The organism is Prescottella defluvii, assembly GCF_000738775.1.
GTDB lineage: Bacteria > Actinomycetota > Actinomycetes > Mycobacteriales > Mycobacteriaceae > Prescottella > Prescottella defluvii.
Map to the genome: position 1 here is coordinate 51,793 of NZ_JPOC01000035.1, position 12,010 is coordinate 63,802.

Here is a 12,010-nt window from a genome sequence, read left to right on the forward strand (position 1 = left end):
CATGACGATCCGGCACTTCTTGAGGGACGACGACCTGACCCCGGCCGAGCAGGCCGAGGTGCTGGCGCTCGCCCGGGAGCTCAAGGCGAACCCGTTCTCGCGTCGGCCGCTCGACGGTCCGCGTGGCGTCGGTGTCATCTTCGACAAGAACTCGACCCGTACCCGGTTCTCGTTCGAGATGGGCATCGCGCAACTCGGCGGACACGCCGTCGTCGTCGACGGCAGCAAGACCCAGCTCGGTCGCGAAGAGACCCTGCAGGACACGGGCCGGGTGCTGTCGCGGTTCGTCGACGCCGTCGTGTGGCGCACGTTCGGGCAGGAGCGGCTCGAGCAGATGGCCGAGGGAGCGACGATCCCGATCGTCAATGCGCTCTCGGATCAGTTCCACCCCTGCCAGGTGCTCGCCGATCTGCAGACCGTCGCCGAACGCAAGGGCGAGCTGAAGGGCCTGCGGATGACGTACCTCGGCGACGGCGCCAACAACATGGCGCACTCGTTGCTGCTCGGTGGTGTCACGGCCGGTATGCACGTCACGATCGCCGCACCGCTGGGGTTCGCGCCGGACCCGGTGGTCGTCGACGCGGCTCGTGCGCGCGCCGAGCAGACGGGCGCGATGGTCACCCTGACCGACGACCCGCAGGCCGCCGTGGCCGGTGCGGATGTCCTCGTGACCGACACCTGGACGTCGATGGGTCAGGAGGAGGACGGTCTCGACCGCATCGGACCGTTCCGCCCGTTCCAGATCAACGGGGACCTGCTGGCGAAGGCGGCGGCGGACGCCGTCGTGCTGCACTGCCTGCCGGCGCACCGCGGCGAGGAGATCACCGACGAGGTGCTCGACGGGCCGCAGTCGGCAGCGTGGGACGAGGCCGAGAACCGGTTGCACGCGCAGAAGGCGCTGCTCGTCTGGCTGCTCGAACATCGGTCCGGGGCCAGGCCGTGACCACCGCCCCGGGACCCCACTCGGCTCCGCCTGCCGCTGCCGTCGCGCACACGCGCGCCGGCCGGCAGGCGCGGATCACCGCTCTGGTCGCAGAGCGGCACATCCGCAGTCAGGCCGAACTCGCGGCGCTGCTCGCCGCGGAGGGAATCGAGGTCTCCAACGCGACCCTGTCGCGGGACCTCGAGGAACTCGGCGCGGTGAAACTGCGGGCCGCCGACGGCGGGGCCGGGGTGTACGTCGTGCCGGAGGACGGCTCGCCCGTCCGGGGCGTCTCCGGGGGCACCGACCGCCTGTCCCGACTGCTGGGGGAGCTGCTGGTCTCGACCGACGCCAGCGGCAACCTCGCCGTCCTGCGCACCCCGCCGGGAGCCGCGCACTACCTGGCCAGCGCGCTCGACCGGGCCTCGCTGCCCGACGTCGTCGGCACCATCGCCGGCGACGACACGATCCTCGTCGTGGCCCGCGAACCGCTCACCGGGGCGGAGCTTGCCGCGGCGATCGAGCGCCTGGCCTGACCACTAGACTCTTTCCCGAACACTTCTCTCTCTAAGGAGCACACACACCATGGCTGAACGCGTCGTACTCGCCTACTCCGGCGGGCTGGACACCTCGGTGGCCATCAGCTGGATCGGCAAGGAGACCGGCAAAGAGGTCGTCGCCGTCGCCATCGATCTCGGCCAGGGCGGCGAGGACATGGAGGTCGTGCGTCAGCGTGCCCTCGACTGCGGCGCCGTCGAGTCGGTCGTGGTGGATGCGCGCGACGAGTTCGCCGACGAGTACTGCCTGCCGACCATCCAGGCCAACGCGCTGTACATGGACCGCTACCCGCTGGTCTCGGCCATCAGCCGTCCGCTGATCGTCAAGCACATCGTCGAGGCTGCTCGCGCGCACGGCGGCACCGTCGTCTCGCACGGCTGCACCGGCAAGGGCAACGACCAGGTCCGCTTCGAGGTCGGCTTCGGCGCCCTCGCTCCCGACCTCGAGGTCATCGCACCGGTCCGCGACTACGCCTGGACCCGTGAGAAGGCGATCGCCTTCGCCGAAGAGAACAACATCCCGATCAACGTCTCCAAGCGCTCGCCGTTCTCGATCGACCAGAACGTGTGGGGCCGCGCCGTCGAGACCGGGTTCCTCGAGGACCTGTGGAACGCGCCGACCAAGGACGTCTACGACTACACCCAGGACCCCACGCTCAACTGGAACGCCCCCGACGAGCTGATCATCAGCTTCGAGGCCGGCAAGCCCGTCGCGATCGACGGCAAGCCCGTCACCGTGCTCGAGGCCATCCAGGAGCTCAACAAGCGCGCGGGCGCGCAGGGTGTCGGCCGCCTGGACGTCGTCGAGGACCGTCTCGTCGGCATCAAGAGCCGCGAAATCTACGAGGCCCCGGGCGCGATGGTGCTCATCACCGCGCACCAGGAGCTCGAGCACCTCACCCTCGAGCGTGAGCTGGGCCGCTACAAGCGTCAGATGGAGCAGCGCTGGAGCGAACTGGTCTACGACGGCCTGTGGTTCTCGCCGCTCAAGGACGCGCTCGATTCCTTCGTCGCGAAGACCCAGGAGCGGGTCACGGGCGACATCCGCCTGTTCCTGCACGGTGGCGCCATCACCGTCAACGGCCGCCGCAGCCCCGAGTCGCTGTACGACTTCAACCTCGCGACCTACGACGAGGGCGACTCGTTCGACCAGTCGTACGCGAAGGGCTTCGTCAACATCCACGGCCTGTCCTCCAAGGTCGCCGCGAAGCGCGACCTGGGTCTCTAGGTCATGACCGACGCCCACGGAACAAACGAGGGCGCCCTCTGGGGCGGCCGGTTCGAGTCCGGACCGGCCGCCGCCATGGCGGCGCTGAGCAAGTCGACGCACTTCGACTGGGTCCTGGCCCCGTACGACGTGCGGGCCTCGCAGGCGCACGCCAAGGTCCTGCACAAGGCCGGGCTCCTCAGTGAGGCCGACCTGGCGACGATGCTCGACGGCCTCACCCGGCTCGGTGAGGACGTCGCCTCCGGCGCGTTCGGCCCGGCGGAGTCCGACGAGGACGTGCACGGCGCCCTCGAGCGCGGCCTGATCGAGCGCGTCGGCCCGGAGGTCGGCGGACGGCTGCGCGCCGGACGTTCGCGCAACGATCAGGTGGCCACGCTGTTCCGGATGTGGCTGCGCGACGCGGCCCGCCGGGTCGCGGACGGTGTGCTCGACGTCGTCGACGCCCTCGCGACGCAGGCCGCGGCACATCCCGACGCGGTGATGCCGGGCAAGACGCACCTGCAGGCGGCCCAGCCGGTCCTGCTGGCGCACCACCTGCTCGCGCACACGCATCCGCTACTGCGCGACGTGCAGCGGCTGCGGGACTTCGACAAGCGGGCGGCGGTGTCCCCGTACGGGTCCGGTGCCCTGGCGGGCTCGTCGTTGGGGCTCGACCCCGATGCGATCGCCGCGGAGTTGAAGTTCGATTCCGCTGCGGAGAACTCGATCGACGCGACGTCGTCGCGGGACTTCGCGGCCGAGGCCGCGTTCGTGTTCGCGATGATCGCGGTGGACCTGTCCCGGATGGCCGAAGAGGTCATCATCTGGAGCACACCGGAATTCGGGTACATCACGTTGGCCGACGCGTGGTCGACCGGGTCGTCGATCATGCCGCAGAAGAAGAACCCGGACGTCTCCGAGCTCACCCGCGGCAAGGCCGGACGACTGATCGGCAACGTCACGGGTCTGCTGGCCACGCTCAAGGCGCAGCCGCTCGCGTACAACCGCGACCTGCAGGAGGACAAGGAGCCGGTGTTCGATTCGGTGGCGCAGCTCGAGCTGCTGCTGCCCGCGATCGCCGGCCTGGTCGCCACCCTCGAGTTCCACACCGATCGGATGGAGGAGCTGGCCCCCGCCGGCTTCACGCTCGCCACCGACATCGCGGAATGGATGGTGCGCCAGGGAGTCCCGTTCCGGGTTGCCCACGAGGCGGCGGGCGCCTGCGTCCGGGTCGCGGAGGCACGTGGCGTCGGCCTCGCTGAACTCACCGACGACGAACTCGCCGGTGTCGATGCGGCGCTCACGCCCGCGGTGCGCGATGTGCTCACCGTTCACGGTTCCATCGCGTCGCGCAACGCGCGCGGCGGCACGGCGGGCGTGCGGGTCGCCGAACAGCTGGGCGGCGTCCGTCGTTCGGCGGATGCGTTGCGGGAGTGGACCCGCGCCTAGCCGGACCGGAGATCGACTCGGTGTAACCGCAGTCCCACATACGCAGTAATGTGAAAGGCTCATCGACGATGATGTGATTCAAGTCACGATGGGTTGCTGGGGGAGTGCTGGTGAGTCTGAGCTCCGACTATGTGGTGGGTTCGCTTCGGCGAGCGGTTGCCACGGCGCAGAACGGTCTCGAAGTTGTCCGTCTCGGCGGTCTGGAGACGGGGGCGACACCGTCCCCGTTCCAGATCGTCGAGCGCGCCCCGATGTATCGGCTGCGCCGCTACTTCGCGGGCGCGGGGCCGGATCCGGTGGGTCCGCCGGTCGTGCTCGTGCCGCCGATGATGATGTCGGCGGACGTGTACGACGTCACCCGTGACCAGGGAGCCGTCGGGATCCTCCACGAGATGGGTCTCGATCCGTGGGTCGTCGACTTCGGCTCCCCGGACACCGAGGAGGGCGGCTGGGACCGCACACTCGCGGACCACATCGTCGCGATCAGCGAGATCATCGACCGTGTCCACGAACACACCGGTCGTGACGTCCACCTGTCGGGCTACTCGCAGGGCGGCATGTTCTGCTACCAGGCCGCGGCCTTCCGGCGGTGCCGCAACATCGCGTCCCTGATCACCTTCGGTGCTCCCGTCGACACGCTGGCCGCGTTGCCGTTCAACATCCCCGAGGGCATCGCGACCAAGGCCGCCGACGTCCTCGCCGACCACGTGTTCAACCGGCTGTCCATCGCCGGATGGATGGCGCGCACCGGGTTCCAGTTGCTCGACCCCGTGAAGACCGCCAAATCCCGACTCGACTTCCTGTGGCAGTTGCACGACCGCGAGGCCCTGTTGCCGCGTGAGCAGCAGCGCCGATTCCTGGCGCAGGACGGCTGGGTGGCGTGGTCCGGCCCGGCGGTCGCCGAACTGCTCAAGCAGTTCATCGTCCACAACCGGATGATGACCGGCGGGTTCGTCATCAAGGACACCCCGGTGAGTCTCGCCGAGATCTCGTGCCCGATCCTGGCGTTCGTCGGTGAGGTCGACGACATCGGTCAGCCGCTCGCCGTCCGTGGGATCAAGCGTGCCGCACCCCGTGCGGAGGTGTTCGAATCGACCTTGCGCGCAGGGCACTTCGGCCTCGTCGTCGGATCCGCTGCCGCCTCCCGGACGTGGCCGACTACCGGCGAGTGGATTCGGTGGCGGGAGGGCCTCGGCCCGCGCCCGGAGACCGTCGACGTGATGATCCACGACGAGCCCTCCGGCACCGACAGCGGCGTCAGTATCGCCAACCGACTCGCCCACACCGTTGCGTCCATTGCCGAGGTCGGGGTGGGTGTCGGTAAGGGGATCGCCGATCTTGCCACCGACACCGTCCGCGGTACCCGCGAACTGTCCGTCGAAGCGGCACGCGCCCTGCCGCGGCTGGCCCGGCTCGGTCAGTTGCAGCCGCACTCGCGGATCTCCCTGGGGCTGTTGCTCGCCGAGCAGGGACGCAAGGCCGCGAACGGGGAGTTCTTCCTGTTCGACGACCGGGTGCACACCAACGCCGCGGTCAACACGCGTATAGACAACGTCGTCCGGGGTCTCATCCACGTCGGTGTCCGGCCGGCCAACCACGTCGGTGTCCTCATGGAGACACGGCCCAGTGCGCTGGTCGCGATCGCGGCCCTGTCCCGGCTGGGTGCCGTCGCCGTGCTGCTTCCGCCGGGCGGGGACCTCGGCGAGGCGGTGCGACTCGGTGGGGTCGACCGCATCCTCGCCGACCCCGACAACGTCGAGGACGCTGCCGCGACCGGCAAGAAGGTTCTCGTGCTCGGTGGCGGCGAGTTCCGCGGTCTCGACGTCGAACTGGGTCCGGACGTGGTCGACCTCGAGCAGGTTGATCCCGACGCGGTGACCCTGCCCGGGTGGTACCGACCGGATCCCGGGTTGGCTCGCGAGTTGGCGTTCGTGATCTTCAGTGGGTCGAGCGCGAACCTCGAGGCCAAGTTCATCACCAACTACCGGTGGGCGCTCTCCGCGTTCGGCACGGCCTCCGCGGCCTCGCTCAGCCGCGGCGACACGGTGTATTGCCTGGCGCCGCTGCATCATTCGTCGGGGCTCATGGCCACGCTCGGAGGCGCGATCGCGGGCGGTTCGCGGATCGCGCTGTCGCGCGGGCTGGATCCGGACCGTTTCGCGGAGGAGATCCACCGCTACGGTGTCACCGTCGTCAGCTACACGTGGACGATGCTGCGCGAGATCCTCGACGCGGAGTTGCTGCCGTTCGAGCACGGACATCCGGTGCGCCTGTTCATCGGGTCGGGCATGCCGCCCGGGCTCTGGCGCCGAACCACCGAGCGGTTCGCCCCGGCGCAGGTGCTGGAGTTCTACGCGTCCACCGAGGGCGACGTGGTGCTTGTGAACGTATCGGGCGCGAAAGTCGGTTCCAAGGGGCGTCCGCTCCCCGGCAGTGCCGAGGTGCGACTGGGCGCGTACGACCCGATCGAAGGGCGTCTACTCGAAGACGCCCAGGGATTCGTCCGCGAGTGCGAGGACGACGAGGTGGGTCTGCTTCTCGGCCGGCCGGGCGCACGTGCCGAGGCGGTTCCGGGCGTGATGCGCGGTGTCTTCGCTGCCGGTGACGCCTGGGTGCCCACCGAGAACCTCTTCCGGCGGGACGTGGACGGGGACTACTGGCTGGTCGACCACAAGCGCACCGTGGTCACGGCCGCACGCGGACCGGTGTTCACCCAGCCGATCGTCGACGCCCTCGGCGAGATGCCGCACGTCGAACTCGCGGTCGCCTACCCGGTGGCCGCGGGTCTCTCCCAGGTCGCGGTCGCGGCGATCACCGTCCACGAAGGCCACAGCCCCAGCGCAGCGGAGATCGGGGCCGCGCTCGGGCGGTTGCCGATCGAGCAGTGCCCCGACATCGTGCACGTCGTCGACCACATTCCCCTCGGCGCGTCGTATCGCCCTCGGGCGTCGGAACTGCAGACGGCGGGGCTTCCGAAGCCGAGCACGCACGCCTGGTTCCTGGACGTGGACACCGGCCGGTACAAGCGGCTCACCAAGGCGGCGGCAGCGACGTTCGCCGACGTCCCGGCGACGCCGGGTGGGTGCCCGCGTGAGCACTTGGTCGCCGACTTGTAGCCTGGACCGGCCGAGATCGTAGGACGGCCCGAGAGGACTGAAGTGGTTATTGATCCCACCCTGCTCAGCATTCTGGCGTGCCCGCAGGACAAGGGGCCGTTGCTGTTGATCGGTGACGACGTGCTCTACAACCCGCGACTGCGCCGGGCCTACCCGATCGAGAACGGAATCCCCGTGCTGCTGATCGACGAGGCTCGCGACGTCACCGATACCGAGCACGACGACTTCGTCGCGCGCGGCGTTGCGTCCGAGTCCGACTAGTTCGGTTCCAGCGGGCCGGTGAGGTACCGCTGCAGCGTCGGCGCGATGAGCCGAACGGTGCGCTCGGTGGTCAAGGCTCGCAGGGCGTCGATCCTCAGCAGGTGACGGGTGACGAACATGCCCGTCATCTGTGAGGCGACGAGCGCGACGCGCAGATCTCCGGTTCCGGCCGGAGTATCCACTCGCGCGGCGATCCCCTTCAACGCGACCTCGAGCAGGAAGCTGCGAACGAGGCTCTGCTCAGTCCCCGTCAGCGCGGACCGCACCGCGGCGACAACGGCCGTCTGGTGGGCGGAGTCCCAGACTTCGATCACCGTCCGCGCGAGTGCCTCACCCAGATTGTCGACCGGCGCGTCCTCGAGTGCGTCCAGGATCGTTGCGGGGTCGAGCGGTAGTTCGATCGCGTCGACCAGCAGACGTTGCTTCGTCCCGAAGTAGTGGTGGACGAGCGCCGAGTCGACACCGGATTCCGCCGCGATCGACCGAATGGTGGTGTGGTCGAATCCCTTGTCCGCAAACTGGTTCCGGGCGACCTGCAAAATCCTCTCGCGGGTACCCGAGCGTCCGGGCCGTCGGCCCGTCCGGGTGGATGCGGACGGTTCCGCCATCACGGTGTCCGCCGACGCAGTGTCGCGGCGCCGAGACTCAGCGCGACGACGACGAACGCGGCGACGATCCCGAGGTCGCGCCACATCACTGCTGTCGTGCCGGGATTGGTGGCCACCTGCTGCAGTGCCTCCACCGCGTAGCTCAGTGGCAGCACGTTGCTGATCCATTCCAGCCACTGCGGCAACTGCCCGCGCGGCACCAGTAGCCCGCACAGCAGGAGTTGCGGGATCACGATGACCGGCATGAACTGCACGGCCTGGAACTCGGTCCGGGCGAACGCACTGCACAGTAGGCCCAGCGCAACTCCCAGGACCGCATTGACGACAGCGATGAGCAGCACCCAGACGACGCTGCCTTCGGTGGACAGGCTCAGGAATCCGAAGGTGACCGCGCAGGCCAGACCGGCCTGGGCCGCGGCCGCGATCGAGAACGCGGTGCCGTAGCCGGCCAGCAGGTCGAGCTTCGACAACGGAGTTGTCAGCAGACGTTCGAGGGTGCCGGAACTCCGCTCGCGTTGCATCGCGATCGACGTCACCAGGAACATCACGATGAAGGGGATTATTCCGAGCATCGTGATCGCGATCCGGTCGAACAGTGGCGTCTGCCCGGGTGGAGTCGGCACGTTCTGGTACAGGAAGTACAGCAGCACCATCAGCAGTGACGGCACCACCAGGATCATCGCGACGGTCCGGTGATCGACGCGGAGTTGACGCAGGATGCGGGTCGTACTCGCGGCGTAGATCCGAGGAGTGATGATCATCGTTCGACCTCCACCTGCTGTTCCCGGATGAGCGAGAGGAAGGCGTTCTCCAGGTTCGACTTGCCGGTGCGACGCCGCAGTTCGTCCGGTGGTAGATGTGCGAGCAGCCGGCCGTCCCGCAGCAGCAGGAGACTCTCGCAGTGGTCGGCCTCGTCCATCACGTGACTCGACACCAGCAGCGTCGTGCCCGCCGCGGCCAGCGACGCGAAGTGCTCCCACAGTTCGGCGCGCAGGACGGGGTCGAGCCCGACGGTGGGCTCGTCGAGTACCAACAGCTCCGGCTGGGCGACCAGCGCGCACGCCAACGACACACGGCCGAGCTGACCGCCGGACAGATCGCCGGCCTGGTGGTGGGTGTGACTCGTCAGCCCGACCGCCTCGATGGTGTCGGCCACGGCGTCGTTGCCGCGGCCGTACAGCGACGCGAAGTACCGCACGTTGTCCCTGATCGTCAGATCCAGGTAGACACTCGGCGCCTGGGTCACGTAGCCGATCCGACGACGCAGATCCGTCGCTCCTGCCGGCCTGCCCAGGACGGTGACGGTGCCGGACTCCACGATCTGGGTGCCGACGATGCACCGCATGAGGGTGGTCTTTCCGCAGCCCGACGGCCCCAGTAGCCCCGTCACCGACCCGGAGGGGATCGACAGTGAGACATCTCGCAGCGCGGGGGCGCCGCCACGCCGGACCGTGAGCTCGCGGATCTCGATCGCCGCGACGGGCGCGGCGGACGACTGGGCCATGACGACCTCGATTCATCGAGTGATGAACTCACCGTTCGATGAATTGTCGGCCCGCCCGGGAGCGCCCGTCAACGATCCGGATGCCTCGGCGGCACGTCGGTGCACAATCGTCACCGTGACTACCCCCGGACGAGGCATCCTGCGCGACGCCGGCCACCCGCTCGCGGCGGCCCGGGCCGTCCTGGGCGGGACTCTGACCGTCGGCGCGGTGCGTGCGCGGATCGTCGAGGTCGAGGCGTACGGAGGTGACCCCGACGGGCCGTGGCCAGACCCGGCGGCGCATTCCTTCCGTGGACCGACCCGGCGGAACTCGGTCATGTTCGGACCCGCGGGTCACCTGTACGTCTACCGCAGCTACGGGATGCATGTCTGCGCGAACGTCTCGTACGGACCCGACGGGGTGGCTGGGGGAGTGCTGCTCCGTGCGGCGGAGATCGTCGAGGGCCACGAACTCGTGGCGTCCCGCCGGCCCGGAGTCCGGCGCCACTTCGATGCGGCCCGTGGACCGGGCAACCTCGGATCGGCATTGGGTCTGACGCTCGACGACAACGGCCTCGACCTGTTCGGCGACGACGCAGATACGAGCCTCGCACTTGGCCCCGGCATCGCTCACAGCAGTGGTCCGCGGGTGGGGATCTCGGTGGCGGCCGACCGGCCGTGGCGGCTGTGGATCCCGGGATCGCCGGCCGTGTCGGCCTATCGCCGCAGCCCGCGCGCACCGGCCGGCACCTGACGGTGGGATGATCGGGTGCGTGACTGAGAACATCCTTGACGAACTGACCTGGCGGGGCCTCATCGCCCAGTCCACCGATCTGGACGCATTGCGTCGTGAGACCGAGGCCGGTCCAGTCACCTTGTATGCCGGGTTCGACCCGACCGGCCCGAGCCTGCACGCCGGCCACTTGGTGCCCCTGCTCGCGCTCAAGCGCTTCCAGCGGGCGGGCCATCGCCCCATCGTCCTGGCCGGCGGGGCCACCGGAATGATCGGCGATCCCCGTGACGTCGGTGAGCGGGTCATGAACACCGCCGACACCGTCGCCGACTGGGCGGAGCGCATCCGGTCCCAGCTCGAGCGTTTCGTCGACTTCGACGAGTCGCCGACCGGCGCGGTCATCGAGAACAACGCGAACTGGACGTCGAAGCTGACCGCGATCGACTTCCTGCGCGACATCGGCAAGCACTTCTCGGTGAACGTCATGCTCGCGCGGGACACCGTCAAGCGGCGTCTCGAGTCGGACGGCATCTCGTACACCGAGTTCAGCTACATGCTGCTGCAGGCGAACGACTTCGTGCACCTGCGCCGCAACTACGGGTGCACGCTGCAGGTCGGCGGGTCCGACCAGTGGGGCAACATCATCGCCGGAGTCGACCTCAACCGGAAGCTCGACGGCGAATCGGTCCACGCTATGACGGTTCCACTGGTGACCTCCGCCGACGGCAAGAAGTTCGGCAAGTCCACCGGTGGCGGCAGCCTGTGGCTGGATCCCGAGATGACCAGCCCGTACGCCTGGTACCAGTACTTCGTGAACACGGGCGACGCCGACGTGGTGAAGTACCTGCGCTGGTTCACGTTCCTCACCCAGGAGGAGCTGGCCGAGCTCGAAACCGCGACCGCGGAGCGTCCGCAGGCGCGGGAGGCGCAACGTCGGCTCGCCGCCGAGATGACGACGCTCGTGCACGGCCAGGCCGACACCGACGCCGTCGAACTCGCCAGCAAGGCGCTGTTCGGCCGCGCCGAGCTCACCGACCTGGACGAGTCGACACTCGCCTCCGCGCTGAAGGAGGCCTCGATCGCCGAGGTCACGGGGGATGCACCGCGAACGATCGTGGATCTGCTGGTGGCGAGCGGGCTGAGCGAGAGCAAGGGCGCGGCACGGCGGGCAGTCAAGGAAGGCGGCGCGTACGTGAACAACCAGCGCGTCGATGCCGAGGACTGGGTGCCCGCAGCGGAGGATCTGCTGCACGGACGATGGCTGGTCATCCGACGGGGACGGAAGAACTTCGCCGGCATCAAGGTGCTCGCCGACTGACGTGTCCGGCGTCACCATGATCGTTTTCGGCCCGAACGGGACGGGGTTCACCCCGTCCCGTTCGGTCTACCTGGGGCTTTGTGAAGCGCGGGTATCGCGGTTGGGTCCTGACCAGGCGATTTGGCGATACGGAGTCGGGACCCGTAACTTATTCCAGGTCAGAGCGACACGGACACCGACCCGGACGCGATCTTCACAGGTCAGCGAGGGAAAACGAGGTTGTACGGAGAACGCCTGACGATCCGGTCAGTGAATCACCCTCTGGTAGGGTGGTTGTACTGCGTCCGGAGGCCCGGATGGGAGTCGAGTTTGCACTCGGTTCCTGATCGGGATAGACTGGAACGGTTGCCCCGGAA

General features: G+C 68.7%; 11 protein-coding genes. 8 read left to right on the plus strand and 3 right to left on the minus strand.

Annotation, left to right across the window (positions count from 1 at the left end):
* Nucleotide 1 precedes the first annotated feature (1 nt).
* From argF to IJ15_RS0113870, 6 genes are all read left to right on the plus strand, one after another.
* Nucleotides 2-943 carry an ornithine carbamoyltransferase gene (argF, locus tag IJ15_RS0113845; RefSeq protein WP_031938939.1) on the plus strand — a complete coding sequence of 314 codons (942 nt, stop codon included), beginning with the start codon at nucleotides 2-4 and terminating at the stop codon, nucleotides 941-943.
* Nucleotides 940-1,458 (plus strand): arginine repressor, encoded by a 519-nt coding sequence (locus IJ15_RS0113850; RefSeq protein ID WP_031938940.1) that lies wholly within the window; start codon nucleotides 940-942, stop codon nucleotides 1,456-1,458. Before argF ends, IJ15_RS0113850 begins: the two co-directional genes overlap by 4 nt.
* Before the next feature lie 49 nt (nucleotides 1,459-1,507).
* Nucleotides 1,508-2,707, plus strand: coding sequence for an argininosuccinate synthase (locus IJ15_RS0113855; RefSeq protein ID WP_031938941.1), 1,200 nt, complete (start codon nucleotides 1,508-1,510; stop codon nucleotides 2,705-2,707).
* A 3-nt stretch (nucleotides 2,708-2,710) separates the two neighbouring features.
* Nucleotides 2,711-4,135, plus strand: a complete 1,425-nt coding sequence (gene argH / locus IJ15_RS0113860; RefSeq protein ID WP_031938942.1) for an argininosuccinate lyase — start codon at nucleotides 2,711-2,713, stop codon at nucleotides 4,133-4,135.
* Nucleotides 4,136-4,239: 104 nt separating this feature from the next.
* Complete coding sequence (locus IJ15_RS0113865; protein WP_051918873.1) at nucleotides 4,240-7,251, plus strand: acyl-CoA synthetase; 3,012 nt, start codon at nucleotides 4,240-4,242, stop codon at nucleotides 7,249-7,251.
* Nucleotides 7,252-7,293: 42 nt separating this feature from the next.
* Entirely contained in the window at nucleotides 7,294-7,512 is a 219-nt protein-coding gene (locus tag IJ15_RS0113870) for a Trm112 family protein (RefSeq protein ID WP_031938944.1), read from the plus strand.
* Here the strand turns inward: IJ15_RS0113870 and IJ15_RS0113875 are convergent.
* Genes IJ15_RS0113875 through IJ15_RS0113885 form a run of 3 tightly spaced genes read right to left on the minus strand, consistent with a single transcriptional unit; the run spans nucleotide 7,509 to nucleotide 9,624 of the window.
* The gene (locus IJ15_RS0113875; RefSeq protein ID WP_031938945.1) at nucleotides 7,509-8,120 is read right to left on the minus strand and encodes a TetR/AcrR family transcriptional regulator; all 612 of its coding nucleotides are present in this window, start codon (nucleotides 8,118-8,120) and stop codon (nucleotides 7,509-7,511) included. The genes IJ15_RS0113870 and IJ15_RS0113875 overlap by 4 nt on opposite strands.
* Nucleotides 8,120-8,881 carry an ABC transporter permease gene (locus tag IJ15_RS0113880; RefSeq protein WP_031938946.1) on the minus strand — a complete coding sequence of 254 codons (762 nt, stop codon included), beginning with the start codon at nucleotides 8,879-8,881 and terminating at the stop codon, nucleotides 8,120-8,122. The genes IJ15_RS0113875 and IJ15_RS0113880 overlap by 1 nt, the downstream gene beginning before the upstream one ends.
* Nucleotides 8,878-9,624 (minus strand): ABC transporter ATP-binding protein, encoded by a 747-nt coding sequence (locus IJ15_RS0113885; RefSeq protein ID WP_031938947.1) that lies wholly within the window; start codon nucleotides 9,622-9,624, stop codon nucleotides 8,878-8,880. The genes IJ15_RS0113880 and IJ15_RS0113885 overlap by 4 nt, the downstream gene beginning before the upstream one ends.
* A gap of 115 nt (nucleotides 9,625-9,739) precedes the next feature.
* Between IJ15_RS0113885 and IJ15_RS0113890 the strand changes: the two genes are divergently transcribed.
* Both IJ15_RS0113890 and tyrS read left to right on the plus strand, forming a co-directional pair.
* Entirely contained in the window at nucleotides 9,740-10,357 is a 618-nt protein-coding gene (locus IJ15_RS0113890) for a DNA-3-methyladenine glycosylase (protein ID WP_231569531.1), read from the plus strand.
* 19 nt (nucleotides 10,358-10,376) lie between these two features.
* Nucleotides 10,377-11,654 carry a tyrosine--tRNA ligase gene (gene tyrS / locus IJ15_RS0113895; protein ID WP_031938949.1) on the plus strand — a complete coding sequence of 426 codons (1,278 nt, stop codon included), beginning with the start codon at nucleotides 10,377-10,379 and terminating at the stop codon, nucleotides 11,652-11,654.
* Nucleotides 11,655-12,010: the final 356 nt, after the last annotated feature.